General features: G+C 53.7%; 28 protein-coding genes and 1 pseudogene. 23 read left to right on the top strand and 6 right to left on the bottom strand.

Features of this window, described 5'->3' with window-relative positions:
• Positions 1–264, bottom strand: a 264-nt coding sequence (locus BUA65_RS12450) for a transposase zinc-binding domain-containing protein (RefSeq protein WP_207543899.1), incomplete at its 3' end; no start/stop codon positions are given.
• Positions 265–388: 124 nt separating this feature from the next.
• Here BUA65_RS12450 and BUA65_RS19355 point away from each other — a divergent pair.
• From BUA65_RS19355 to selB, 16 genes and pseudogenes are all read left to right on the top strand, one after another.
• Positions 389–580 (top strand): annotated as a pseudogene (locus tag BUA65_RS19355) (HAMP domain-containing protein); the annotation flags it as partial.
• Positions 572–1,393 (top strand): methyl-accepting chemotaxis protein, encoded by an 822-nt coding sequence (locus tag BUA65_RS12445; RefSeq protein WP_439328943.1) that lies wholly within the window; start codon positions 572–574, stop codon positions 1,391–1,393. The pseudogene BUA65_RS19355 and the gene BUA65_RS12445, both read left to right, overlap by 9 nt.
• A 238-nt stretch (positions 1,394–1,631) precedes the next feature.
• Entirely contained in the window at positions 1,632–2,783 is a 1,152-nt protein-coding gene (locus BUA65_RS18610) for a LysM peptidoglycan-binding domain-containing protein (RefSeq protein ID WP_072870101.1), read from the top strand.
• A 91-nt stretch (positions 2,784–2,874) separates the two neighbouring features.
• A complete protein-coding gene (locus BUA65_RS12435) occupies positions 2,875–3,063 on the top strand; it encodes a ferredoxin (RefSeq protein ID WP_072870099.1) in 189 nt (62 codons plus the stop codon).
• Positions 3,064–3,348: 285 nt separating this feature from the next.
• On the top strand, positions 3,349–4,548 hold the full coding sequence (locus BUA65_RS12430; RefSeq protein WP_072870097.1) for a glycosyltransferase family 4 protein: 1,200 nt from the start codon (positions 3,349–3,351) through the stop codon (positions 4,546–4,548).
• A gap of 41 nt (positions 4,549–4,589) precedes the next feature.
• Positions 4,590–6,848, top strand: coding sequence for a hypothetical protein (locus BUA65_RS12425; RefSeq protein ID WP_072870095.1), 2,259 nt, complete (start codon positions 4,590–4,592; stop codon positions 6,846–6,848).
• Between the two features lie 157 nt (positions 6,849–7,005).
• Positions 7,006–7,398: an adenosylmethionine decarboxylase gene (speD, locus tag BUA65_RS12420; protein ID WP_072870093.1), complete on the top strand. Its 393-nt coding sequence runs from the start codon at positions 7,006–7,008 to the stop codon at positions 7,396–7,398.
• Positions 7,399–7,562: 164 nt separating this feature from the next.
• On the top strand, positions 7,563–8,315 hold the full coding sequence (locus tag BUA65_RS12415; protein WP_072870091.1) for a polyprenyl synthetase family protein: 753 nt from the start codon (positions 7,563–7,565) through the stop codon (positions 8,313–8,315).
• Between the two features lie 19 nt (positions 8,316–8,334).
• Positions 8,335–9,060, top strand: coding sequence for a demethylmenaquinone methyltransferase (locus BUA65_RS12410; protein WP_072870089.1), 726 nt, complete (start codon positions 8,335–8,337; stop codon positions 9,058–9,060).
• Positions 9,061–9,075: 15 nt separating this feature from the next.
• Positions 9,076–10,512 (top strand): menaquinone biosynthesis decarboxylase, encoded by a 1,437-nt coding sequence (locus BUA65_RS12405; RefSeq protein ID WP_072870087.1) that lies wholly within the window; start codon positions 9,076–9,078, stop codon positions 10,510–10,512.
• A complete protein-coding gene (locus tag BUA65_RS12400) occupies positions 10,502–11,380 on the top strand; it encodes a UbiA-like polyprenyltransferase (RefSeq protein WP_072870086.1) in 879 nt (292 codons plus the stop codon). The genes BUA65_RS12405 and BUA65_RS12400 overlap by 11 nt, the downstream gene beginning before the upstream one ends.
• Before the next feature lie 42 nt (positions 11,381–11,422).
• The gene (mqnE, locus tag BUA65_RS12395) at positions 11,423–12,529 is read left to right on the top strand and encodes an aminofutalosine synthase MqnE (protein WP_072870084.1); all 1,107 of its coding nucleotides are present in this window, start codon (positions 11,423–11,425) and stop codon (positions 12,527–12,529) included.
• The gene (locus BUA65_RS12390; protein ID WP_072870082.1) at positions 12,526–13,380 is read left to right on the top strand and encodes a menaquinone biosynthetic enzyme MqnA/MqnD family protein; all 855 of its coding nucleotides are present in this window, start codon (positions 12,526–12,528) and stop codon (positions 13,378–13,380) included. Before mqnE ends, BUA65_RS12390 begins: the two co-directional genes overlap by 4 nt.
• Positions 13,380–14,435, top strand: a complete 1,056-nt coding sequence (gene mqnC, locus BUA65_RS12385) for a cyclic dehypoxanthinyl futalosine synthase (protein ID WP_072870080.1) — start codon at positions 13,380–13,382, stop codon at positions 14,433–14,435. The genes BUA65_RS12390 and mqnC overlap by 1 nt, the downstream gene beginning before the upstream one ends.
• A gap of 106 nt (positions 14,436–14,541) precedes the next feature.
• Entirely contained in the window at positions 14,542–15,969 is a 1,428-nt protein-coding gene (gene selA / locus BUA65_RS12380; protein WP_084062372.1) for an L-seryl-tRNA(Sec) selenium transferase, read from the top strand.
• Positions 15,966–17,894: a selenocysteine-specific translation elongation factor gene (gene selB, locus BUA65_RS12375; RefSeq protein ID WP_072870076.1), complete on the top strand. Its 1,929-nt coding sequence runs from the start codon at positions 15,966–15,968 to the stop codon at positions 17,892–17,894. Before selA ends, selB begins: the two co-directional genes overlap by 4 nt.
• Positions 17,895–17,946: 52 nt before the next feature.
• Here the strand turns inward: selB and BUA65_RS12370 are convergent, their stop codons facing one another.
• Together BUA65_RS12370 and BUA65_RS12365 are read right to left on the bottom strand one after the other, a co-directional pair.
• Positions 17,947–18,408: a PPC domain-containing DNA-binding protein gene (locus BUA65_RS12370; protein ID WP_242656324.1), complete on the bottom strand. Its 462-nt coding sequence runs from the start codon at positions 18,406–18,408 to the stop codon at positions 17,947–17,949.
• 97 nt (positions 18,409–18,505) lie between these two features.
• Complete coding sequence (locus tag BUA65_RS12365) at positions 18,506–18,733, bottom strand: DUF1657 domain-containing protein (protein WP_072870074.1); 228 nt, start codon at positions 18,731–18,733, stop codon at positions 18,506–18,508.
• Positions 18,734–18,867: 134 nt separating this feature from the next.
• On the opposite strand from BUA65_RS12365, the gene BUA65_RS12360 reads away from it, so the two are divergent.
• The 6 genes from BUA65_RS12360 (at position 18,868) to BUA65_RS12340 (ending at position 23,895) form a co-directional block, all read left to right on the top strand.
• The gene (locus BUA65_RS12360; RefSeq protein WP_072870073.1) at positions 18,868–20,028 is read left to right on the top strand and encodes a class I SAM-dependent methyltransferase; all 1,161 of its coding nucleotides are present in this window, start codon (positions 18,868–18,870) and stop codon (positions 20,026–20,028) included.
• Entirely contained in the window at positions 20,025–20,432 is a 408-nt protein-coding gene (lpdD, locus tag BUA65_RS12355; RefSeq protein WP_072870071.1) for a prenylated flavin chaperone LpdD, read from the top strand. Before BUA65_RS12360 ends, lpdD begins: the two co-directional genes overlap by 4 nt.
• A 51-nt stretch (positions 20,433–20,483) precedes the next feature.
• Entirely contained in the window at positions 20,484–20,633 is a 150-nt protein-coding gene (locus BUA65_RS18315) for a hypothetical protein (RefSeq protein WP_165613249.1), read from the top strand.
• A gap of 214 nt (positions 20,634–20,847) precedes the next feature.
• Complete coding sequence (locus tag BUA65_RS12350) at positions 20,848–21,069, top strand: FeoA family protein (RefSeq protein ID WP_041282845.1); 222 nt, start codon at positions 20,848–20,850, stop codon at positions 21,067–21,069.
• Positions 21,070–21,071: 2 nt separating this feature from the next.
• The gene (feoB, locus tag BUA65_RS12345; protein ID WP_072870069.1) at positions 21,072–23,048 is read left to right on the top strand and encodes a ferrous iron transport protein B; all 1,977 of its coding nucleotides are present in this window, start codon (positions 21,072–21,074) and stop codon (positions 23,046–23,048) included.
• A gap of 367 nt (positions 23,049–23,415) precedes the next feature.
• Positions 23,416–23,895 carry a DUF456 domain-containing protein gene (locus tag BUA65_RS12340; RefSeq protein WP_072870067.1) on the top strand — a complete coding sequence of 160 codons (480 nt, stop codon included), beginning with the start codon at positions 23,416–23,418 and terminating at the stop codon, positions 23,893–23,895.
• A 15-nt stretch (positions 23,896–23,910) separates the two neighbouring features.
• On the opposite strand, the gene BUA65_RS12335 is transcribed toward BUA65_RS12340, so the two are convergent.
• The 3 genes from BUA65_RS12335 to BUA65_RS12325 all read right to left on the bottom strand — a co-directional run bounded on the left by BUA65_RS12335 (position 23,911) and on the right by BUA65_RS12325 (position 26,021).
• Positions 23,911–24,096: a hypothetical protein gene (locus BUA65_RS12335; RefSeq protein WP_072870066.1), complete on the bottom strand. Its 186-nt coding sequence runs from the start codon at positions 24,094–24,096 to the stop codon at positions 23,911–23,913.
• Positions 24,097–24,185: 89 nt separating this feature from the next.
• A complete protein-coding gene (gene rnhA, locus BUA65_RS12330) occupies positions 24,186–24,659 on the bottom strand; it encodes a ribonuclease HI (protein ID WP_072870064.1) in 474 nt (157 codons plus the stop codon).
• 75 nt (positions 24,660–24,734) lie between these two features.
• The gene (locus tag BUA65_RS12325) at positions 24,735–26,021 is read right to left on the bottom strand and encodes an AAA family ATPase (protein WP_072870062.1); all 1,287 of its coding nucleotides are present in this window, start codon (positions 26,019–26,021) and stop codon (positions 24,735–24,737) included.
• Between the two features lie 205 nt (positions 26,022–26,226).
• On the opposite strand from BUA65_RS12325, the gene BUA65_RS12320 reads away from it, so the two are divergent.
• On the top strand, positions 26,227–26,427 hold the full coding sequence (locus tag BUA65_RS12320; protein WP_242656323.1) for a universal stress protein: 201 nt from the start codon (positions 26,227–26,229) through the stop codon (positions 26,425–26,427).
• The last annotated feature ends 57 nt before the right edge of the window (positions 26,428–26,484 follow it).

Below are 26,484 nucleotides of genomic sequence, written 5' to 3'. Positions count from 1 at the left end.
TGACATCTTTTCAACCCATTTATCTGTGTAAACCTTACCACATGAGGGACAAAATCTGCTTTTGCAAGTAAATGGAACGATCTTTTTTTCTTTGCCCCCGCAATCTAAACACCAGTATTCAGCAAACCCGTTTTGGGGGTCCCCACATCCAAGGACCTTAGTGACAGCTTCCTTTTCGCATTCACGGATAGCCGCTGAATACTTCGCTTCAAACTCAGGCCATTTTAACTTCAGTATTTCTTTAATTTTCGACGAGTACCTCATGTCTAAATATTACCATAATATGGGCTCATTGGGTACCCCTATAAGAGCCCCCCAAAAAGTATACTTTCCTTAACAACAAGAAAACGCCAAGCGGGTTAAGCATGCTATAGTCTTGGTCCCGACGATGATCGTCTTAGCCTTACTTGCCGGGGTGGGGGTTAGTTTATATATGTCCCGCTCAATCGCCACCCCCCTGGTCAGAATTGAAAAAAGGGCTGCCCGCATTGCAGCCGGCGACCTGACCGGCGAAGAAGTAAGCGTCAAAACCCGGGATGAGGTGGGCCGGATGGCCCAAGCATTCAACCAAATGACCGGCAGTTTAAAACAAATGGTGCAGGAGTTGAGGGACAAGGCCCAAACCCTGTCCTCCGCTTCCGAACAACTGACTGCCACCGCTGAAGAGACTGCCGCCATGGCCAACGAAACGGCAGCCACTATCAGCCAGGTAGCTACCTCGACCCGGCAGGTATCCGACAACGCCCAGGAGATATCCCGGACCGCAGCTATGGCATCCCAGCATGCTAACGAAGGTACCCGAGCCATCATGCAGATCACCACCCAGATGGAAAACATAGCCCGGGTTTCTGAAGCCGCCTCCCGGGCCATGGAAAGCTTAAAGTCCAAATCACAAAACATCAGCGCCATGGTGGAACTGATTACCCAGATTGCCGATCAAACCAACCTGCTGGCTTTAAATGCAGCCATTGAGGCTGCCAGGGCCGGTGAGCACGGCCGTGGTTTTGCGGTAGTTGCCGAAGAAGTACGTAATCTGGCGGAACAATCGGCCCGGGCGGCACAGGAAATACAGCAGACCATTGAATCAATCCAGCAGGAAACGAAAGAAGCAGTGGACGCTACAGAAACCAGTGTCCGGGAGGTCGAGGCCGGAAACCAGGTAGTAACAGAAGTAAGACGTTCCCTGCAGGAAATTATCCGCTCGGTGCAGGAACTTTCCTCCCGGGTCCAGGAGATGGCTGCGGCCGCCCAGGAGATTTCCTCCGGGGTGCAAAACGTCACGGCCGCAGCCGAGGAACAGTCTTCCGCCATGGAAGAATTATCGACTACTGCCGAATCCTTATCCAGCATCGCCAGTGAACTACAGCATTTGTCCTCCCGGTTTAAAGTATAAAAGGCTACCCTGGGGAGCATGCCGGTTTTTGCCTGCGAACTTGTAAATCACCAGGCAGGGGTTGCTCAAAAAGCTAACCGGCTTACTGGCATAATCTCCGAAAGGCGGGTATGTCATTAACCATGCTCGCCTTTATTTTTATGCCTTGAGTGCCACTACGTCCTTTTAGTCAAAACACCTGGTGGTTAACTGGCGCATACTTTGTGGGTGAGGGATTTTACTGAGGGGGCGAAGGACAATGGTTAAAGGAAAGGATCCGCAGTGGGAAGCCCGGATTAACCGGGGACCGGTGCTGGTGGGGAGCGGGAGAATCATCAGCAACCAGGGGGACGTGGTGGCGGCCACCGGGCGCCGCATAGCCGTTTTCGTACCCGAAAATAATACTTATCGCCTGCTGAGTACCATCGATGTACCGGCGGAGGTATTAAGCCTGGCAGTGGGAATGGGTAACTTCACGCCGGATCAGATCATTGCGGGCACTCTGGACCAGATCCTGACCTGGTCGGCCCGCAGGGAAAGTATTGTCCCCTTCTGGAGTACTCCCCCGGAACCCGAGGCCCGCTTCGTCAATTTGGCCCTGGGAGACGTGAATGGGGACGGTCGGTTGGAAATCGTAGCCGCCGCCGAGGGCGCAGGTGCTTTTTATGTTTATGAACAGCCGGGAAGGCCAGAGGTGGAAATGAATCTCCAGTTACTGGCCATCCGGCTGGTGCCCGGGGCACCGCAGAAAGTAACCGTAATCGAGCGAGCCGGGATGTTACCCTTAATTGCAGTTGCTTTCCTGGAAGCGGGTAATTGGGGCATTGTTACTTTTTCCTATACGGAGAGGGGCTTTGTGGCCGGACCCTTGCTGGAACGACTGCCCGCCGGCTTGACGGCCATGGCATCCGGGAGATTAACAGGTGCCCCTGGGGAGGATATGGCCTGGGGCGGCGATGACGGGCGGGTCCGGATAGTGGCAGTGGGAGAAACCCTTTCTACCGTACTCACCACCGATGACCTGGGAAGCGCCATATCAACCCTGGGCGTGGGGAGGTTGGCCGACCGGGAGGTGCTGGTAGCGGGAACCCCCGAAGGGCATATCTTTATCTACCCCGTGCCGGTGGTCTCCCCGTCACCCGAGCGGGCTATAACGGTAGAAGTTCCGGTTAATGATCTTACCTTAACCGCTAACGGCCGCCTGGTGGTGGGCAACCGGGAGGGACGGGTTCTGGTAATCTGGATGAGCGGCGGTTCTTCTTTTTTCCTGCACCGTGTACGCCCCGGCGAAACCCTTTGGGAGCTGGCCCGCCGTTATAATACATCGGTAGAGGAAATCATCCGGCTCAACGGCTTGACCAACCCCGATCGCATTTATCCGGGGGACCTTTTGCAAATTCCTTTGCCGTAACACTTAAGCCTTCAGAAAAAGCATAATTTTGCTATACCGAGACAAAGAATAATAGTGCTTCGGCAAAAACCAATAATGGAGGGCGATGGTCATGCGCGTTGAAGTAGACCAGGATCTTTGTATCAGCTGCGGCACCTGCGTGGACACCTGTCCTGAAGTATTTGACTGGAACGATGAAGATAAAGCCCATGCCATTGTAGACGAAGTACCCCCGGAGTTGGAGGATCAGGCCCACGAGGCCGTAGAAAGTTGCCCCACCAATGCCATTTCAGAATATTAGGCCGTACCTCTACAAACCTGTTTGCTGACCGGCAGGTCAAGTTCAGTCAACCCGCTTTAGGCAGGCACAGCGTTTCCCCGCTCACTCATGTTCTTGACGCAAGAGGCGCACTACGGCTTGCCTCGGTATTAAAACCCTAAAGGTCCTGTTGCGAGCACGGTTCAAAAAACCGTGCTTTTAATTTGCAGGAGGTAAATTCCTTTGCCATAGCGAATACAAAAGAACGGCGAATAACAATGGTGAATGCTGGTAAAATACATAGTAAAAGTCTGGGAGAGAACAAGTGTGTCCAAATTCAAGGTACTGCATGTTATCCGTCCAGCCAGGGGTGGTATGAAAAATCACCTGCTCTCCCTTTTATCCCTAGGAGATAAGAATTTTTTTGAGCCTGTGGTAGCCTGTCCGCCTGGAAATATGGCTCAGGAAATTGCGGATCTGGGGGTAAAGGTGATTTCCATACCTCTTGCGGGTGAACTTTCTCCCCGTTCAGACTGGCATGTCATGCGCATCCTGGTGGATACTCTGACAGCTGAGAAAATCACCATTTTGCATGCCCACAGCTCCAAAGCAGGGCTGGTGGCACGGGTGGCCGCAAAGGTGGCCCGCACTCCAGTTGTCTTTATGACGGCTCACAACTCCATTTTCTATGAATTCTGGCCGTCCTGGAAAAAAAACGCCTTTGCCTTAGGGGAGCGACTCCTAGCCCGCTTCACCCACCGCATTTTAACTGTGTCGGAAGCCCTGAGGCAGGAACTTTTAATAAAAGAAGGACTGCCCCCGGACCGGGTGGTCACCGTACATAACGGTATAAATCCGGCTCCTTTCCGCTGCGAAGTTGACCGGCTGGCGGTACTGCGTTCCCTGGGTGTGCCCCCCCTCGGCCAGTTGGTGGGTACCATCGCCCGCCTGGCCCCACAAAAGGGGGTGTCTTACTTCCTGCAAGCCGCGGCCATCCTTTGCCGGGACTACCAGGTGAATTTTGTGGTCGTTGGGGATGGCCCCTTACGCGAGACCCTGGATCAGCAAGGGAGGGCCCTGGGGCTCAGCGGGCGGCTTTTCTTCACCGGGGAGCGAAGGGATATTCCCCGGATTTTAGCCGCGATGGATATCTTTGTCCTGCCTTCCATCACTGAAGGTTTACCCCTGACCATCCTTGAGGCCATGGCTGCGGGAAAACCGGTGGTAGCTACCCGGGTGGGCGGCTTGCCCGAAGCGGTGATAGACGGGGAAACCGGGTTTCTCGTACCGCCCCGGAACCCCCACGCCCTTGCCCGGGCCATGGCCCGATTGCTTTCGGAACGGAGAAAGGCGGAAGAAATGGGCCAAAAGGGGAGGCAGAGGGTTATGGAACACTTTACTGTTGAAGCCATGGTGCGTAAAATTGAGGAGGAGTATAAAAGTGTGCTTTCAAAAAAGGGTTTTTTACCTACCTGCTCCCTAAAGACAACGGATGATGAAATGCCTTCGGAAATAAACCATTGCTGAAAATAGATACACAAATAATTCGAAATAAAGGTGTCGAAACTATGAAAACCAGGTGGGCAATCATTATTACCGCCCTCATCTTTTTCATGGCCTTTTTCCAGACCCCCCTGCAGGCCGGTATTGAACCGGCACTGCAGGCCGCCCTGCCGTCTAAAGATAAACAAGGTAAACCTTTTATGCCTGCACCCCGGGGGGGGAGGGTAGTCATGGTTGTTGTGGATCGGTTGGGCCTGTCCGATTTAAAACATTTGCCCCACCTGCAAAAGTTGGAGCAACAGGGTGCCCTGGGACTGATGAACGGCAATACCGCAGGAGCCTTAACTGAGGAAAATACCTATGCTACCATTGGAGCCGGGGTACATGTTACCGCTAACGGTACGGCGGCTCTAGGCTTTAACGCCTGGGGTAGGCTGGAAAGAGGTACCGCCGCCGAGGAGTTTTACCGGCGCACGGGGATGGCTGTGGAACCCGGATCGTTGGTCCAACTGGGTATTGTGCGCATCCACAGGCAAAACCAGCAACTGCCCTATCCAGCTATACCGGGCGCTCTGGGCTCTGCCCTGCATAAAGCGGGCTTAAAAACCGCCGTTTTAGGAAACGCCGACGTTCCCCAGGGATTGAGGCGGCAGGCATTGAACATCGCCATGGATGAAAAAGGTGTGGTTGATTGCGGTAATGTGGGTACGGCGATGTTGGCCAGTGATCCTTCCTTCCCCGGAGGGCTGCGTACCGATTACGAAAAGCTGTTGTATGCCTTTGACCGGCTCCCACCGGAGGTATCCCTGGTCGTTCTTGAACTGGGGGATCTCTCGCGGCTGGAGGAAATGCGCGGCGATGTTTTGGATAAAGTAATGGAAAAACAGCGCCGGTCAACTCTGGAAAGGGTGGATCGATTTATTGGTGAGCTGGCTTACCGGCTTGATCCGCACCGGGACCTCTTGCTCATCCTTTCCCCCACACCCGGGAAAGGTGTTTCCGGTTCAAATTACCTGACTCCCATCATGGCCGTTGGAGCGGGGGTAACTCCCGGTATCCTATCTTCCCCCACCACCAAAAGGGCGGGTGTGGTGATGAACACCGACATCGCCCCGACGGTTTTGCACTTTCTAAGAATAGGGGTACCCGGGGAAATGACCGGCCAGCCCATGCGGGTAACGACCCCGGAGAAGGGTCAAATGGGGCTTTTAGAGCGTATGCTAAACCAGCTCAGTCTGACGTACAACATCCGCCCGAACATACAAAAGGGGTATATCTTTTATCAGCTCATCCTGCTTTTGGTATCCCTTTACTGCATTTTCTGGCGGCGCACCAGGTTGGGCCAGGTGCTGGAGCCCTTTCTGCTCTCGGTTATGGTAGTACCCCTGGCCTATTTGCTCCTGCCTTTACTGCCCCAGCCTACGGCCGGGGTGATTGTTCTGGAAATATTAACGCTGACCGTTCTGGTTACCATGTTAACGGTTTTTATGCACCGCAGGTGGCGGCTGGATCCCTTTATCTTTCTTTGCTTTGCCAATGGCGGGTTGATTTTGGTGGATGCCGTACTGGGAGGACCACTGCAAAAAACAGCCATCATGGGATATGACCCCATTGTCGGCGCTCGTTTTTATGGTATTGGCAATGAATACATGGGTATTCTCATCGGTTCAATGATTATTGGCTCTACAGCCTTGCTAACCAGGTTACCCCACTGGCGGAAACCCCTGTTGTCCTTTACCGGGGTAATTTACCTGGTCACCATTTATGTTTTGGCCGCCCCGCAACTGGGTACCAATGTGGGGGGAACCATAGCCGCAGCCGGTGCGTTCTTTACTACCTTTTTATTGCTCACAGGGCGGTCCCTGACCATTCACAACGTTATCCGGATTGGCCTGGGTTTGGTAGCCGTGCTGGTGGCCTTTATGATTTACGATCTCCACCGTCCACCATGGCTGCAGTCCCACATCGGGCGCAATACGGCCCTTGTATTACAGGGCGGTTGGCCGGTAGTGCTGGATATTATCCAGCGCAAGTCGGAGTTGAACATCAAGCTGGTCCGTTATACCATCTGGAGCCGCATTTTCCTGGCCAGCCTGGGCAGCCTGGTGCTGCTCTTTCACCGGCCAGTAGGCGTGATGGCGGCCATCAGGAGCAAGTATCCCGACCTGTTTCGCGGCTTTGTTGGCGTCACGACGGCCAGCATCCTGGCCCTGATTTTTAATGATTCTGGGATAGTGGCCGCAGCTACCACCATGGTTTTTGGCGCCCCGCCCATGGTTTATCTGGTACTTAAAGAGATTGGCGAAGAAACACCAAAAATGTAAAAGAAACCCTATCAGGACCTTTAAAATTTTATTTGACAACCGCAAATCTTATGCTACAATTGAACTTGATTGGAATTGGCCAATCCTGACAAATGTCGAGTTTGTCAGATGGCTTGATTCCAATAATATTTTGGGTCAAAGGGGGAAGATAACTAAGATGAAACACTTGGGCCGCCATGTCTTGGCTGAAATTTATGGCTGCGAATTCGACATCCTCAACGACATCGAAAAAGTGGAAGAAATCATGGTCAATGCAGCCCTCGAAGCAGGAGCGGAAGTACGAGAATGCGTGTTCCATAAATTCAGCCCGCAGGGAGTCAGCGGCGTGGTGGTTATCTCCGAGTCCCATCTGGCCATCCATACCTGGCCGGAATTGGGTTATGCAGCGGTTGATGTGTTTACCTGTGGCGATAAGGTTAATCCCTGGGATGCCTGCAACTACCTGACCAGCCAATTTCGTGCCAAGCACATGTCGGCCAGAGAAACCAAACGCGGTATCTTTCCTGTGGCTGAACAACTGGCTGAGCAACAGGTAGCTGTCAATCTTTAGGAGGGGGATTTTTATTAGTACCCGGCTAACCAAGGGCTAGTGAGCCTTGCGATCTGAAAAAAGATTGCAGGGCTCACTGCATTTTTTGAGCATTTTTCACACCAGGAAGGAAATTTTTTAGCCGTAACGAATCAATACTAAGTTAGGATAAAAGGAGGTTTAAAATGTTAGACCGGGTGCTCGCCTCCATTAAAGCAGAACTTCAGGAAGTGCAAAACATACTGGCCAAAACCTACCAGATCCGGGCCGGGCACCTTGGCAGGTTTGCCCGTCTGATACCCGGCAGTTTTCATGACTTCATCCGCCCCGCCCTGGTACTGTTGTCAGCCAGGATTTTTGCCCCTCCAAATTCCCAGGCCGTTGCCCTGGCAGCAGTCATACAGTTCATCTACCTGGCTGCCCGCATACACCGTAATGTCCGGGAGTGCCCCGTACCGGGGGACCCGAAAGACGGCTACCAGTTTCCAGTGCTTGTGGGTGATTACTTTTATAGCCGTTTTTTTACATGCCTGTGCGACCACGGTATGGTGAAGTACTTAAATCCCCTTTCGAGAATAATCTGTGAAATAAGTGAAGGCAGCATTTTGCGCGTTCAAAATGGGGATGGGCTCCAAAATGCAGATTTGCTCAAACAAATAGTCTTTAAGGAAACGGCCACCCTTTTTGGCGGCGGCTGCCGTCTAGCCGGCGACCTGGCTGGTGCATCGGAACGTGAACAAAAAGCGCTGGACAGGCTGGGAACAAGTTTTGGTATGGCCGTGGGACTAAGCGAATATGCCCAGGAAACCAACGGCTACCTTAAGGAAGCCCTTGTGGCTCTGACCGGCCTTCCCCCCGGGGAAAGCCGCGATACTTTAGAACAATTAATCCGGCTATTCCAGAAACAAAACGCTGGACTGGCCGTCCAGGTAGGATGAACAAAAAGGAGCAAGATTGATGGTCCACATTCCATCACCCTATCGCAGCAAAGAAGAATACGTACATGCCATCTTTTCTTCCATTGCCCACCGCTACGACCTTTTAAACACGGCCTTAAGCTTTAACCGGGACAAGTACTGGCGCCGTTTCGCCGCTGCCCAGACCGGCCTGCAACCGGGAGGCTATGGTCTGGATGTTTGTTGCGGCACCGGGATGCTCACCATCGAGCAAGCACGCCTGGTTGGTCCCCGGGGCCGGGTGGTAGGGCTGGACTTTTGTGAAAACATGCTGGCCAAGGCCAGAGAAAACGTGAAAAAAACTCCCTTTTCCGAACAAATCCAGTTTGTACAGGGAAATGCCGTTAATTTACCCTTCCCGGATAATACCTTTGACTGTGCTACCATTGGCTTCGCCCTGCGCAATGTACCCGATATCCGCAAAACCATCAGTGAAATGGCACGGGTGGTTCGGCCGGGGGGCAAAGTAGTATCCCTGGAATTGTCCAAACCCAACACCCCCCTATTCAGACAACTCTATTACTTTTATTTCAATCACCTGGTTCCCCTTTTAGGGCGTCTGGGAATAGGCTTCGATGGCCCTTACAGCTACCTGCCCAACTCTTTAAAGGACTTCCCCCATCAACGGGAAATTAAAGAGCTCTTTAGTGATGTGGGCCTGGCAGATGCCCGCTACTATGAGCTTACTGGGGGAATTGTTACCGTACACGTGGGTAACGTGGTTTAAGGCGGAGGTAGTGTCATGGCTTATAAAGATTTGCGGGCCTTCCTTTCTGTACTGGAAAGGAGGGGGATGTTAAAAAGAATCACCACGGAAGTGGATGTGAAGCTGGAAATAACCGAGATTACAGACCGGGTTTGCAAAGCCGGCGGGCCGGCTTTGCTTTTTGAGAATGTGCGGGGTTACCATATGCCCGTGTTGACCAATACCTTTGGTTCCCTGGAACGGATGTGTCTGGCCCTGGAGGTAGAAAGCCTGGATCAGATTGGAGAAGAATTGATTGGTATTTTACAACCTGCCGAATTGCCCGTAACTTTTATAGATAAGCTAAAAGCCATACCGAAGCTGGCTCAGTTGTCATCGTTTATACCAAAAATAGTAAAGAACGGGCCCTGCAAGGAAGTGATTATCCGGGAGAACCCTTCCCTGAAAGAACTGCCCGTGCTCAAATGCTGGCCCCAGGATGGGGGGCCATTTATCACCCTCCCCCTGGTCTTTACCCGGGACCCCCTTACGGGACGGCGCAATGTGGGTATGTACCGCATGCAGGTTTTTGACGAGCGCACCACCGGTATGCACTGGCACATCCACAAGGGAGGGGCAGAACATGTACGAAACTATGACGGGCCCATGCCCGTAGCAGTGGCCATCGGCGCTGACCCGGCGGTTATTTACGCCGCAACGGCTCCTTTGCCTCCCGGAATCGACGAAATGCTCTTTGCCGGTTTTTTACGTAAGGAACCGGTGGAACTGGTGCGCTGTGAAACGGTGGACCTGGAAGTCCCGGCCAATGCCGAAATTATCCTGGAAGGTTATGTGGACCCGCGGGAAACCCGCCTGGAGGGGCCATTTGGTGACCACACGGGCTATTATTCCCTGCCGGATCACTACCCGGTTTTTCATTTAACCTGTATTACCCGGCGTAAAAACCCCATTTACACCGCGACCATTGTGGGCAAACCACCAATGGAAGACGCCTATCTCGGTAAGGCCACCGAGCGTATCTTTTTACCCCTCATGCGGCTGCAGCTACCGGAAATTGTGGATATAAACATGCCCTTTGAGGGAGTATTTCATAACTGTGTAATTGTATCAATTAAAAAGCGTTACCCTGGCCAGGCCAAAAAGGTGATGTGCGCTCTGTGGGGAATGGGGTTGATGATGCTGGCCAAGCTGATCATTGTGGTGGATGAAAATGTCGACGTACAAAACCTTTCCGAAGTAATGTGGAGGGTATTCAATAATGTCGACCCGCGCCGGGATGTCCTGATGGTAGACGGCCCCCTGGATGCCCTGGATCATTCGTCGCCCTTACCCCATTACGGCAGTAAAATGGGCATTGACGCCACCCGGAAAGGTCCCGGCGAAGGACATATGAGGGAATGGCCCCCGGATATAGAGATGAGCGCAGACATCAAGGAACTTGTGGACAGGAAGTGGGAGAGCTATGGTTTATAGGGTAGTGCACAAGACACGCATTATCCTGGAAATGATTAAATTTGAACATACCGTTTTTGCCCTGCCCTTTGCTTATGTGGGTGCGCTCCTGGTACAAAAACAAATACCCAGCTTGCACAACCTAATCTGGATAACCCTGGCCATGGTGGGAGCCCGCACTGCCGCAATGTCTCTCAACCGGTTAATTGACCGGCATATTGATGCGCTAAATCCCCGTACGGCCAACCGGGCACTGCCCCTGGGATTGGTTAACGTAAAGGAAGTGTGGCTTTTAGTCTTCCTTTCCTTTGCCCTGTTGTCTCTGTCGGCCTACCAGTTGAGCCCTCTGGCCTTTAAGCTGTTTCCGGTTGCAGTGGCAGTCCTCTCCTTTTACTCTTATACCAAACGTTTTTCCTGGACCTGCCACCTTTTTTTGGGTCTGGCCCTGGGGCTGGCCCCGGTGGGCGCCTGGATTGCCATTGCCAATCGTTTTGATCTGGCCCCTGTACTCATCGGGTTGGGGGTTCTTTTCTGGGTGGCAGGTTTTGATATTATTTACGCCTGCGATGACTATGACTTTGACCGTAAATATGGTATTTACTCTATTCCGGCCCGTTTTGGCCTGGAACGGGCATTACTAATTTCGACCTTTTTCCACATTGTCGCACCGATATTTTTCATCTCCGTGGCCTTTATCTTAAACCTGGGAATATTTTACCTGGCGGGTGTGCTGATTGCCGTGGTCCTTTTATTCAAACAGCATACCCTGGTTTCACCCAATGACCTTTCCCGTGCCGGAGTGGCTTTCTTCAATCTTAACGGGACTTTAAGCGTAATAATGTTTATCTTTACCCTTTTAGACGTGCTCTTTCCCCTGCACCTTTTTTAGTTAGGGAAGGCACTTAAAAATTTAAGGGAGGAAAAGGAGATTATGGATAAATTTTTTGTTTCTGAAGAATTAAAGGACATCGCCGAAAAAGTGCAGGCGGGAGAACGCTTAAGTTTTGAAGACGGGGTACGTTTATTTAAATCCGGGGATCTTTTAACCATTGGTTACCTGGCCGACCTGATCCGCCAGCGGAAAAACGGCAACCGCGCGTACTTCATTGTCAACCGGCATATCAACCATACGAATATTTGTATCAATCGCTGTCCCCTGTGCGCCTTCGGGCGGGATCCCGGCGACCGGGGAGCCTATACCATGACCCTTGATGAAATTGAAGCCCGGGCGCTGGAATGCCGGGGGCAGGGTGTATCGGAAATTCACATTGTAGGCGGATTAAATGATACGCTGGACCTGGAATACTATCTGGAAATGCTGCGCCGGGTGCGCCGGGCCCTGCCGGGAACGATAATTCAGGGCTTTACGGCCGTAGAGGTAGATTACCTGGCCCGGACCAACGGACTCTCCATTGAAAAAACCCTGGAACTGCTAAAAGCCGCCGGACTGGACTCCTTACCCGGCGGAGGGGCGGAAATATTTGCCCCACGCGTGCGGGAGCGGATCTGCCCGCGCAAAATCAGCGGCGACCGCTGGCTGGAAGTACACGAAACGGCCCATCGCCTGGGCATGCGGACCAACGCTACTATGCTTTACGGCCATATTGAAACCATTGAAGAACGGGTGGAACATTTAATCAGGCTGCGGGAGTTACAGGATCGCACTGGCGGTTTTCTGGCCTTTATCCCCCTGGCATTCCATCCCAAAAACACCGGGCTGGAATCCCTGAGATTGGCCGGCACTACCGGTTACGAGGATTTAAAAGTGCTGGCTGTTGCCCGCCTGATGCTGGATAACTTCGATCACATCAAAGCCTTTTGGATTATGATTGGCCCGAAACTGGCCCAGGTAGCCCTTTCCTTCGGAGTGGACGATCTGGACGGTACGGTGGTGGAGGAAAAAATTGCCCACGACGCGGGTGCTGAAACGGACCAGTACATGCCCAAGCAAAAACTAATCAAAATGATCCGGGCGGCAGGGCGAATACCGGTAGAACGGGATACCCTATATAATGTACGCTGGGAGGGGTTGCAGTGACCAGGTTGCGCCTGGGGCAGATAGAATACCTGAACTGTCTGCCGGTCTACTATGCCCTTGAGGAAGGGTTACTTCCATTGGACGGGGAACTGGTAAAGGGACCCCCTACCAGGTTAAACCGCATGTTTTTCGAGGGAGATCTCCACTGCACCCCTCTTTCGTCCATTGAATACGCCCGCCACGCCGGGGATTGTTTCATTTTACCCCGCCTATCCATAACAAGCGACGGCAGGGTGGCCAGCGTCCTTTTCTTCAGCCACCTCCCAGTTACCGAACTGGAGGGAAAAAGGGTTTGCGTAACCACGGCCTCGGCTACCTCCGTGGTTTTACTGCGTATCCTCTTTGAACATTACTACCACGTGGAAGTAGAACTCTACCCGGTGAAAGCGGATTTAAAGGCCATGCTGGAAATAGGGGACGGGGCACTGCTCATTGGTGACGACGCCATGCTGGCCCACCAGCAGGTAATCGGGGAGGGCATGCCGGTGTTCATCACCGACCTGGGCCAGGTCTGGAAAGACTTCACCGGGGAAAAGATGGTTTATGCCCTGTGGGTAATCAGGCGGGAATTTGCCGAAGCCCACCCCGGGGAAACCACCGCCCTGGCCGAACTACTCTATCACTCCCGGGAAATAGGCATGGGGAATTTGCCCGCGCTTATTAAAAAAGCACACCGGCGCACCGGACTTCCCTTGCCGGTACTGGAAGATTATTTTCACATCATCCGTTACGACTTTGACGGGGACTACCGCCGGGCATTGCTCACTTTTTATGACTATGCCTACAAGAGCGGCATCATTGAAGAAAGGGTCAGACTTTCAGTCTGGGGTGAAGACAAGTGCCAGAGGTAATGTCTCTGCTGGAGAAAGCCGTAGCGGGTGAAAGGCTCTCCCTGGAAGAAGGAGTGGAAATCCTCAAAAAGGCCGACCTTTTGGCCCTGGCCAGGGCGGCCGACCAGGTACGGCGTAGATTGCACCCGGAAAACCGGGTGACTTTTATCATTGACCGCAACATTAATTATACCAACGTATGCCAGTGTCGCTGCCGTTTTTGCGCCTTTTATCGCCACCCCCAAGATCCCGATGCCTATTTAATTACTAAGGAAGAACTTTTTCAAAAGATCGAAGAAACCATCCAGGCAGGAGGCACGGAAGTGCTTATCCAGGGGGGGCTACACCCGGATCTGGGCCTGGACTACTACCTGGACATGCTGCGCTCCATCAAGGAACGTTTCCAGATCCATATTCACTCTTTTTCGCCACCGGAGATAGTGCACATAGCCAGGAAGTCCGGCCTGCCGGTGAAGGAGGTACTGACCCGGTTGAAAGAAGCCGGACTGGACTCCCTGCCCGGGGGAGGGGCGGAGATACTGGTGGACCGCGTCCGCCGGGTAATCAGCCCCCACAAGGTTTCCTGGGCCGAATGGATGGAGGTAATGCGCTCCGCCCATAGCCTGGGGATGAAAAGCACCGCCACCATGATGTTTGGACATATAGAAACTCTGGAAGAGCGGGTGCTGCACATGGTGCGGGTGCGCGAGCTTCAGGACGAAACCCGGGGGTTTACTGCTTTCATCCCCTGGAGCTTCCAGCCCCTAAATACCGAGTTGGGGGGAGAAACGGCAACCGGGGTTGATTACCTGCGCACCCTGGCCGTAGCCAGGCTGATGCTGGATAACGTACCCAACCTCCAGGCTTCCTGGGTCACCCAGGGAGCCAAAATAGCCCAGATAGCCCTCTTCTTTGGAGCCAATGATTTCGGTAGCACCATGCTGGAGGAAAATGTGGTCCGGGCAGCGGGGGTAAACTACCGGGTGCCGTTGCCGGAAATAATCCGCTGCATCAGCGAGGCGGGTTTCACCCCGGCCCAGCGCACCACTTTTTATCAGATCATCCGGGAATATTGATAGGTGAAGCTGGGCAGAGCAAACCGGGCATACCCCGCGCACTTGCTTTGAACGGCGTGCTTGCCCTATAATGTTGGGGACAATGGTAGCGGAGGCAAACAGAATCATGGACAATAAAGAAGCTTTACGCAAATTGCCGGCAGTGGACGAAGTATTGCGCTCGCCGGAAGTGGCAGGCCTGCTGGCGGAAAAGCCCCGCAACCTGGTGGTAGAAATGGTTCGAAAAGTTCTGGATCGCTGGCGCCAGGCCCTCTTAACGGAGGGGGCAAAGGAGGAGATGGGGCGCGCAGAAATTACCGCCCGGGTAGTGGGGGAAGTTATCCGGGAAACCGCCCGCCGCTCCCGGGCAAATTTGCGCCGGGTGATCAATGCCACAGGGGTAGTGCTGCATACCAACCTGGGCCGGGCCGTGCTGGCCCATGCCGCCCGGGCTGCAGTGGAGATGGTGGCTTCCGGCTACTGCAACCTGGAGCTGGATCTTCAGAGCGGTCGCCGGGGCTCCCGTTATGCTCCCCTGGAAGGGCTGCTCACCAGTCTGACCGGGGCAGAGGCAGCCATGGTGGTGAACAACAATGCCGCCGCCGTTTTGCTCGCCCTGAGCACCCTGGCCCGGGGCCGGGAAGTTATTGTCTCCAGGGGCCAATTGGTAGAAATTGGAGGTTCCTTTCGCATTCCCGAGGTCATGGCTCAAAGCGGAGCCACCCTGGTGGAAGTGGGAGCAACCAACAAGACCTATCCCGATGATTACCGCCGGGCCATTACCGACCGGACCGCTCTTCTCCTGCATGTTCATACCAGCAACTACCGCCTGGTAGGTTTCGTACGGGAAATTACCGTTAACGAACTGGTCATGCTGGGCAAAGAATATGGTTTACCGGTGATGAGCGACCTGGGCAGCGGTTTTTTGGTGGACCTAAGCCACTTTGGACTCCCTGCAGAACCAACGGTACAGGAGGTCGTAGCCTCTGGCGCCGATGTGGTCACCTTTTCCGGCGACAAGCTTTTAGGTGGCCCCCAAGCGGGCATTATCGTGGGCCGGCGTGAGTACATCGAAAAAATGAAGAAGAACCCCCTGACCCGGGCCATACGTATTGACAAGTTTACCGCCGCCGCCCTAGAAGCCACCCTGCGGCTATACCTCGAGCCCGACAAGGCCTTAGTCCATATCCCCACTCTACGCATGCTCACCGCAAGCGTAACCAAGCTGGAAGAACGGGCCCGGAAACTGGCGGAGCAAATGCACCAGATGGTCGGAGAAAAGGCCCTCATTGAGATAGAACCTGTCATTTCCCGGGTAGGGGGAGGGGCCATGCCTACAGCTGACCTGCCCTCCATGGCCGTCACATTGCGACCCCGGCAAACGGAAAGCGAGAATCTTGCCAGGATCTTACGGACCGGGGAGCCGGCGGTCATGGGACGGGTGCAGGATGACCGGTTGATCCTGGATATCCGCACCGTGTTACCTGGAGAAGAGGAGATTCTGGTTCAAGCCATCACAGCAGCACTTCAATCCGGGGAGGAGGTCGAAAGGTGACCTATTTGATCATCGGGACCGCCGGTCATGTGGATCACGGCAAAACCATGCTGGTCAAGGCCCTTACCGGAGTAGATACGGATCGCTTAAAAGAAGAGAAGGAACGGGGTATCTCCATTGAACTGGGCTTTGCTTCCTTAACCCTGCCCAGCGGCCGGCAGGCCGGCATCGTAGATGTCCCGGGCCATGAGCGTTTTATCAAAAACATGCTGGCCGGTGTCGGTGGTATTGACCTGGTGCTCCTGGTCATTGCCGCCGATGAAGGAATTATGCCCCAAACAAAAGAGCATATGGATATCATTCACCTCCTGCAAATACCGCGGGGAGTAGTAGTACTGAGCAAAGTGGACCTGGTGGACCGGGAATGGCTGGACCTGGTGCGGGAAGAGGTGGTGGATTTTCTCAAGGGTACCACCCTGGAAGGTGCACCGGTGGTGGAGGTTTCCAGTGTTACCGGCCAGGGACTGGACGAACTTTTACGCACCATCGATCTGGTAGCGCAGGAGGTCAAGGAAAAACCGGCCACCGGTTACGTACGCCTCCCTGTGGACAGGGTTTTTTCCATAACCGGTTTTGGCACCGTAGCCACCGGTACTTTGTGGAGCGGCATACTGCGCACCGGGGATGCGCTGGAAATTATGCCCCGCAAAATAGCCTCCCGGGTACGCACACTACAGGTGCACGGACGGAAAGTGGAAGAAGCCCGGGCCGGACAGCGGGTAGCGGTAAACCTGACCGGAGTGGAAATCGAGGAAGTGCCCCGGGGCAGTGTCCTGGCCACTCCCGGCAGCCTGACCCCCTCCTACCGCCTAGATGTCCGCTTTGTGCTGCTGGAAACGGCCAGGCCCTTGAAAAACAGGAGCCGGGTGCGCCTGCACTTGGGAACGGCGGAAATTATGTGCCGGGTAATCCTCCTGGACCGGGATGAGCTAGCCCCGCAGGAAACGGCCCTGGCCCAGCTGGAACTGGAGGAACCCGCGGTGGCCGTGCGGGGGGACCGGTTTGTCGTACGTTCCTATTCCCCGGTTCGCACCATTGGTGGCGGCAAGATCATTGACCCTGTAGCACCAAAACATCGGCGCCTGCGCGCAGAAGTAATTGAAAGCCTCTTAACCCGGGAAAAGGGTACACCTGAAGAACTCCTGCTTCAGCAACTCAATAGCCAACGGACTATCCTCACGGCAGAAGAACTGGTTAAGGCCAGCGGGCTGGATGAGAAGACAGTAAAGGATACCCTGTTCTCCCTGGTGGAGAAAAAGCAGGTTCGCTCCATACCTTTAGAAAACCAGGTTTATTATCTTCTTCAGGAAGTCTACCTGCAGTGGGCGGAAAATATGCGTTTGATGCTGCAAGAATACCATCGGGACTTCCCGCTGCGGGAAGGTTTCCCCAAAGAAGAAATGCGTTCCCGCCTGCTTGCAGGGTTGAACAGCAAACAGTTTCAGTCTCTTCTCCAGGTTATGGAAGAAGATGGCCTGGTGAAGCTTTACACCCAGGATATAGCCCTGCCTGAATTTACCCCGAGGCCCAACCATAAACAGGAACAACAAATAAAGCAGTTGATCGAGATGTACAGGGAGGCAAATTACCAGCCACCTGCCTGGGGTGAGGCAGCCCGCCGGGCAGGGCTGGAAGGCTCAGCGGCCCAGGAGATTTTGCAATACCTGCTTAAGAAAGGCCTGCTGGTGCGGGTAGCCGACGATCTGTACTTTCACCCGGACTGTGTAGACAGGGCCCGGCAGGCACTGGTTGACTATTTACGGGAAAAGGGAGAAATCACGGTGGGAGAAACCCGGGATTTGCTGCAAACGTCCCGGAAGTACGCGCTGCCCCTCTTAGAGTATTTTGACCGGGAAAAAACTACCCGGCGGGTGGAGGATAAGCGGGTCCTCACCTGGGCGGAGAAACAAAAAAACCGGTCATAACCGTCAATACGGTTACAGCCGGCCATCCACCCTGGCCCTTTTTGGGGGATAACTAGTCCCCGGCCATGGGCCAGAGGTACAGCCCCGTGGCTTCATCAAAGACCCGTTCAAAGTCGCGTTCATGCTCATGGAGGAGTTCGGTGATCACATATTCGCAGGCGAAAACCTCTGTCCCTTCCGCCAAGTGGCCGCCGACCATACGTCCATCTGCAGCCATCAGGGCAATATGAGCGTGAACGAAGGGCTGCCCGTCCTTAAGGGAGATATTCCCCTCGAGGCCGATGATTTCATGGGGATGGTTAAACTCCAGGTAAGTATAAGTCCGCCGGTCCTGGTGATAAAAGCCCACCCGGGCACGGGTGACCGCCCCAATGGCCCGCACTACGCCCAGCTGGATGTTTTCATTCACGCAAAGCTGGGTCAGGGAAGCTAGTAAGTCGGTTCCCTTTTTTAGTCGTCCCATAATCATGCGCCCACGGTTTACCGGTTGTACGAGCATATAAATTCTGACCATCCTCCTGTTAAAATTTTTCCTGACTTTGGATAAAAAGACAGGGAGGACCCGGGGGAAACCCCGCGTCCTCCGGCTATGCTGCGTCCAGAGATTAGCGCTATTGCTGCTTTTGCTGTGGTTGCATTACTTTGTACTGGGGTTCCTGCTGTTCAATGTAATTAACCCGTCCCCGCAGACCCTTGCAAATGTCCTCCAGTTGCTGCGAATAACTGGCAAACATTTGTTTGGCCGTCTGATCCTGGGTATCCAGGGAGAAGGTCTTTAAATTGGCAGCCGCACTTTCCAAAGAGGCCAGGGTTTGATGCATTTTTTCGCCAATGGTCATAAATTTACCTCCTTGTTTTTAAGAAAAAATTTTTTTCAATTACAGTTCTAGTGTGGACGTTCTTACGAGAAGATATCACCGGATTATTATGGACAAATATATAAAATTAACATTAAAAATCGGGGTGCAATAAGGTGAGTAATTTGAACCCCCTTTTGGAAAAACTGATCACTATAATTAAAACCCGGGGGCCCATTACTTTTAAAGATTTTATGCAAATAGCCCTTTATTACCCCGGACTGGGGTATTACACCGGCCCCGGGGAGAAAATTGGACCCCGGGGTGATTTCTACACCAGCGCCGACGTACATCCTCTTTTCGGAGCCATGCTGGCCAAACAGTTTTCCCAGATGTGGGAATATCTCGGGCGGCCGCAAAACTGGGTGCTCGTAGAATATGGAGCGGGTAAAGGCCTTTTAGCCCGGGACATCCTGAACGCACTGGCTACATCTTTTCCCCCGGCATGGGAAGGGGTGCGCTATTATATCATCGAGGCCAGCCTGGAAATGGTCCGGCGGCAAAAAGAGCTTCTGACCCCCTTTCCAAAGGAAAAATTATCCTGGGTCAATGCCCTGTCTGAGGTAGGAGATACCGGCCATATTAATGGAATCATTTTTGGCAACGAGCTGGTGGACGCTTTTCCGGTCCACCGGGTACGCCAAACTGCGTCAGGGCTCAAGGAAATTTACGTTAACTGGCGTGACGGCAGGCTGGTAGAGGAGGAGGGGGAACTTTCCACCCCCTTCCTGGAGGAATACTTTACCACCCTGGGCATAAAACTTGCACCTGGCCAGGCAGCCGAAGTTAATCTGGCTGCCCGGGAATGGCTGCGGGAAGTGGCGGCCGGGCTGGGGCGGGGTTTTGTACTCCTCATTGACTACGGCATGGAATCCCCGGAGCTTTACCATCCTTCCCGCTTTGAAGGCACCCTGCGCTGTTACCGGCAACACCGTTTGGGCAGCGATCCCCTGAATAATGTGGGACAACAGGATATCACCGCCCATGTTAATTTTTCCGCACTCATGCAATGGGGCCGGGAGGCTGGTCTGCACCCGGCCGGGTATACCACCCAAATGGATTTCTTGCTGAACCTGGGCATTGTGGAGGCCATTCCCCGGTCCGCCCCCGAATACGTTTTTGACGAAAGGACCACGCGTACAGTCATGGCCGTAAAAAAATTGCTTTTACCGGAAGGGATGGGAGGAATTTTTAAGGTCCTGGCACTATGCAAAGGGGTTGGGCAACCTGACCTGCTCGGTTTTGCGAAGGGACCAAAAGGCAGGGGGCAGCCATGATCAAAAACCTTTTTTTTGCTGCCGGGGAAGGAAAACACCGGGTACAGCTGCAGGCAACCCTCACCGGCGAGGGCATTATAATCTCCCTTTTCGGCGGTGAAAAGCCCCATGTTGGAGCGGTGGTTTTGAGCATTCCCCGCCCCAGCCTGGCCGATCCCGGCCGCTTAAGCTGTACCTCCACGGTGGTACCCAGGCTAGGGCACAAGGACGACGAAATAGCCAAACCCCTGGCCGAAGAACTGGCCAAAGCCAGCGGCCAGCCGGTGGTCGTGGTAGCCGGGCTCCATGTGGAAAGGGCGCAAGCGGAAGATATAAACCTCCTGGTTGAGAATTCCCGGCAGGCCATGCAACAATTGTTAAATAATTTAAAATCCTATTTAAAAATTAATGCCAATTTTCGTTAGCTTTTTTTTGTGCCTCCGGGGACAAAATATGTTCCAGGAGGTGATAAAATCATGTCCCGTGAGGACAAAACCAATCGCGCAGCAGAACGCAGGAACGATACTGCCTGCCCAGCTCTGGAGAGCACGGGTGGCTGCCCGGCAGAAAACGATCTTTCCGCTGATTCTTGCGCCGAATGCGCGAAAGCGGATGACGACCTGTAAAAACCAGCCTAAACGGGGTTTCACACCCCGTTATTTTTTTCAAATATAGGCTTGACAGGGGCAAGCCGGAGGGTTAAACTGTATCTAGATTGAGATTCATTCTCACAAACACGTAAAACCTGCTTTTCGCCTCAATAGCATCACCACTGAGCGATAATGATTCTCATCTCCATGCATTTATCTACATCATTACATACATAGGGAGGGACTTGCCGTGACCCTAGATCGCATGAAAAGAGGTCAGCGTTGCCGCATTTTATCCATACCCTCGGAACTGGTTCGCGCACAGGCCCTGCGTTTTGGTATCGCTGAAGGGGAAGTTGTAACTTGCTGTGAAGTAGTACCTGCGGGACCGGTAGTGATCAGCAAAAACCGTCAGGAAATCGCTATCGGCCGCGGGTTGGCCCGGCAGATCGAAGTGGAAGGGAGTTTTTAACCATGGCCCACTGCCATTGTCCCGGACTTAAAATAGAAATACCCGCCGGGGCCCGTCGTATCGTGCTGGCCGGTAATCCCAATACGGGAAAGTCGGTATTTTTCAACCACTTTACCGGCATGTATGTGGATGTTTCCAACTACCCGGGAACAACCCTGGATATTTCCTACGGTCGTTACGGCTCTGACGTGGTAATTGATACACCGGGGGTTTATGGTATATCCTCCTTTAACGACGAAGAGCGTATTGCCCGGGACATCATCCTTTCCGCCGATCTGGTGCTCAATGTGGTCTCGGCCGCCCATCTGGAAAGGGATCTTTTCCTCACCCAGCAAATCATCGATACCGGAGTACCGGTGATCGTTGCCCTGAACATGATGGACGATGCTAAGAGGATGGGCATTGAAGTAGATGTTGACCGGTTAAGCCAGTTGCTGGGAGTGCCCGTCATCCCTACGGTGGCCGTAAAAAAGGAGGGGTTTGACCGCCTGAAGACGGAACTCTTCACCGCCCGGCCGGGACACGCCACACCGGGACTGGAAGAGGAGCTCAACCAACTGCTCAACCGGGTGGGTAGCCGGGGAGAAGCACTGCTGGTCCTGGAAGAAGACCCGGTGATTGCCGCTCGCCACGGCTTGGAGCCGGACACCCGGCGAGAGGAAATTTATCGCCGCCGGAGGGAGAGAGTTAACGCAATTTGCCAGGAGGTGGTGCGGGAAACCTCCCAGGGCGCCAGTGTGGCCACCACTTTGGGACGCTGGATGATCAAGCCGCTTACGGGGGTTCCCATCCTGTTGCTGGCCCTCTGGGCCATGTACAAAGCCATTGGTGTTTTTATTGCGGGCACCGTTGTGGGTATTACCGAGGAAACCATTATGCAGGGCATATATGAGCCTGCGGTGCGTCAATTCGTAGAACAATTTATACCCCAGTCTTCCATACCGGGTACCATTTTGATTGGCGAGTTCGGTTTGCTCACCATGACGGTGACCTACCTGTTGGGATTATTGATGCCTCTGGTGGTAGGGTTCTATTTCTTCCTGTCTTTATTTGAAGACTCGGGTTATTTACCCCGGATTGCCACCCTGGTGGATCGCCTGTTAACCTCCATTGGGTTAAATGGCCGGGGGGTAATTCCCATTATTCTTGGTTTTGGTTGCGTAACCATGGCCACCATCACCACCCGGCTCCTATCTTCGGACCGGGAGAGGAAGATCGCCATTTTTCTGCTGGGGTTAACCATTCCCTGCTCCGCCCAACTGGGGGTCATTGCCGGCATGCTGGCTACACTGGGACCGCAGTACATAGCTCTGTATGCCCTGGTGATCTTCAGCGTGCTGGTGATGGCCGGTACGTTGCTGTCCACCCTGTTGCCGGGTAAGTCGGCTGATCTGTTCATCGATCTGCCTCCTTTGAGGCTGCCCCGGCTGGACAACGTGCTAAAGAAGACTGGCACCAAGTCCTACCATTTCCTGAAGGAAGCCGCGCCACTCTTCGCCCTGGGGGCATTGATCATCAGTACCTTTCAGGTAACGGGCATCCTGGAGTTCTTACAAAACCTCCTGGCGCCCCTCACCGTGGGCTGGCTGAATCTCCCCCGCAAGGCGGCCACGGCCTTCATTATGGGGATTGTACGGCGGGATTTTGGGGCCGCAGGGTTAACGGATCTGGCCTTAACCCCGCTTCAAACCATTGTGGCCCTGATCACCATCACCCTATTCGTACCCTGCATTGCCTCTGTACTGGTAATTTTTAAGGAACGGACCAAAAAGGAAGCGCTTTTCATCTGGGGGAGCAGCTGGGTAGTGGCATTTCTCGTTGGCGGCCTGGTGGCCCAGCTGGCCCGGCTCTTCAGCCCAGCCGGCGATAAAGTACAGGTTCTGCCCGTAATACTGGTCTTTGCAGCCCTTACCCTGGCCATTGTGGGAATGTGCATGTTCCTTCGCCGGGCCAGACCGACCACCAACATTCCGAGGTAGGCAGCCTAAAGTTGCTCCCGGGAGCTGCCACTTAGTGCACATAGGGAGGGAGGAGACAGGGCATGCCATGGTCGAAAGACATTTGCCCTTGTTGCGGTTATAAAGTAACTGGTGTTAATGCTACCCGTTGCCCCCGTTGCAACCACTTTCTATGGACATGGCAGTGCTGTCAGGGCAACTGCAAAAAATGCACCGGGGGGTGCATACCCCTGACGGCGGGACACGCTGATAAGGGGCTACGGAAAGGAATTTAAAATGGCTCAAGGGGCTGGTTTCCAAACCGGCCCCTTTTTTAACAGGGGAAGCATCATAGGTTGTCGAACGTTGCATATAAATATAAATCTAAAAACAGGGGAGGTAAACTGAAATGTCCCTCCTGGGTTTGCTCATGGCGTGCCTGTTCTTTGCTGCCGGCCTGGCCGGGACGGTGGTGCCGGCCCTACCCGGCGCACCGCTCATCTGGCTGGGAATGCTGGTTTATGGCCTGGCCACCGGTTTCTCTACCCTGGGATGGGGCTTTTACCTGGGCCAGGCACTGGCAATGGCTCTAGTACTGGCCCTGGATTACCTGGCTGGAGCCTGGGCGGTACGCCGCTACGGTGGTTCCGGTTATGCCATCTGGGGTAGTGCGGCTGGCATGATTCTAGGGCTAATTGTATTTGGAGCCGCGGGTATAGTTTTTGGCCCCCTGGTAGGGGCGGTAATTGGGGAGTTGCTTGCCCGCAAACCCTTAACCCAGGCCATTCTGGCCGGCTGGGGTTCCCTGGTCGGCCTTGCAGGAGGGATGGCCGTCAAACTGGTATTGGAGATAGGGATGATCGTCTGGTTTTTTACAGCCATCTGGTGATAGCCTAACCTGTGTTTAATCGCGGCGGGGGCCTTTCTCCCGGAATTCTTCATCCAAGGGCCCACCTGCAGTGTTCAGCTGAAAGCTCGCAACTTCCTGGTTAGGACCGGGCTGACTTAACCTGGTTTCTTCCCCCGGATTTTCTCCCGTAAGCAGAACGTGCACCCGGCTCACCTGCCCCTTGCGTTTGACACGATGCAATAGCAAAAGCACCTCCATCACGCTTATTTTCGCTTATTTTTGTTATTAATAGCATCATACCTAACAAAAGCCCCTTAACCTGGCTCTCATCATGCTTGAAAACCCGGGTCCACGGGCAAGGAGGCCCGGCGACTGGCCTCCACCGCCAGCTGGTCGCAACGGTTATTGTAGATATTATCGGCGTGGCCCTTTACCCAGACCCAGGTGATGCGGTGCTTGCCGGCCAGGGAAAGAATTTGCTGCCAGAGATCGGCATTTTTGGCCGGCTCGCCGTTCTCCCGACGCCAGCTATTGGCCTGCCAGCGTCTGACCCATCCCCGGGTCATGGCATCCACAATATACCGGCTGTCGGTATAGATGGTGACCCGGCAGGGGCGCTTTAGTGCTCTCAGCCCCTCAATTACGGCCATTAATTCCATGCGGTTGTTGGTGGTCTGCGCGTATCCCCCGGATATCTCTTTAAGGTGGTTACCGTAGCGCAACACCACTCCATAGCCACCGGGTCCGGGATTACCGCTGCAGGCACCATCGGTATATATCTCCACTTCCGGCAGATCAGCCATCAATATTTTCCCCCGTCAATGCTAAATTACTCCTAACTATTGTAACACCACCTTATCCGAGGGACTAGCAAAAATTTATTTTGCCGCCACCCGCCCGGCCAGGCTCTTCACGGGGGCATAATAAACCTGCCTGGCCGGCACCTGCACGATCTCCCGTTCCGGATAACGAAGAGCGGTTAATTTTCCCCCCATAACGCAACCTTGGTCGATATCAATGGTGTTGTTACGAAAAACAGGCAGGGGTACCGGTGTATGTCCATAAACCACCAGTGCCTGCCCCCGGTATTCTTTGGCCCAGTCCCGCCGCACGGGTAAACCCTCCGGAGTTACTTCCCCGGTGGCATCGCCATAAAGGCAGAAATCCCTGATCCGGGGAGAAAGGCGGCCAATCATTTTCTCTTTAATTCCACCATGAACCGCCACCAGCCGCCCCTCATCCAAAATAAGATAGGGTACAGCCCGGTGGAAGAATTGCAAAAAACGCCGGGCAAAAGCGCCCCGTTCCGCCGGGCTTAATCGCTCCAGTTCCCGGACAGTTTTCTCCAGACCGTGGCGCACCTGTACCCGGCGCCCGGAAAGAAACCCGGCCAGTTTTTTGCAGTGATTTCCCGGCACATACAGGGCGTGCCCCGCCTCCACCATATCCATGGCCAGGTTAATGGCGGCCAGATTAAAGGGTCCCCGGTCCCCCAGATCACCCAGAAAAACCACCTTCCGGTTTTCCGGGTGAAACCAGATTTTCCCCCGGTGCCGGTAACCCAACCGTGTAAGGAGATCCTCCAATTCCACCAGGCAGCCATGAACATCACCGATGAGATCAAAGGGACCCCTGGCCGGTGATTCCACGGGCAAAGGGACGATTTCGACCCGGGCGCGGCGTGCCTCCTCAGGGTCGAGGATGTAGACCTGATCAAAGCCCTCCCGGTGCACGGTGGATAAGCTCTCTCGGAGGAGGCGCTGGTGTTCGGCAATCACCCGGGATTCCACCACCCGCCGTCGCCCGGCATTAAGCCTTTGACAGAGCTTTTCCGGAAAATTAAACACGATCAGGACGGCCTGGAAATCATGCCGGCGGGCCTGTTTCAACAAATCCCGGCGGGCGCGGGCAGTTAAAGCGGTAGAATCGGCTACCGTCAACCGCCCCAGGGCCAGACGTTGCTCAATGAGACAATGAAACACTTTAAAAGCCTGCGGTGAGGCAGCCATGTTTTCTTCCTCATCGCTAACAAACGCCCGGCAGCGGTCGGAAGAGACTATCTGGGTATCCCTAAACCAGCGGGCAGCAAAAGTGGACTTACCGCATCCGGCGGAACCACACAAAACCACCAGGGAGGTTTTGGGTATGGACAAGGTGATGGACATACACTCTTCCTCCTTGAATTCTCTAAGCGGTACCATAACAGTCAACATTTCTATCTTCCCACCAATCCAATTTCAATAAACTTCATGATATCGACCTTCTTCCTAATCAAATGCTTTTTAAGATTGCATTTTTTCTATCCATGAATTAATATAAAAAAGGGATTTGTGAATGTGAAATCATTCTTTAAAAAAAGGGGGGGTTATTATGTATCGTAAAATACTAGTACCAGTGGACGGTTCCCACCGGGCAGCCCTGGCTGCCGAACACGGGGCGCAATTAGCCAAGCATTTCAAAGCCCATCTAACTATCTTTCATGTCATTCCGCCCCTGCCGCCTTATGTGAACAAGTATGAGGACAGGCTGGGCGAAGTCTACCACAATATTGAAAAGCAAATCGTCCGCTAAGAGAAGACTCTTGTTTTTCCGGCACAAGTATACTAAAATTTCTTTGGGAGTTATGCT

It is taken from the genome of Desulfofundulus thermosubterraneus DSM 16057, from assembly GCF_900142025.1.
Taxonomy (GTDB): Bacteria; Bacillota; Desulfotomaculia; order Desulfotomaculales; family Desulfovirgulaceae; genus Desulfofundulus; species Desulfofundulus thermosubterraneus.
The sequence above is the reverse complement of the archived record's forward strand: the minus strand, read 5'-3'. Positions and strand labels throughout refer to the sequence as shown.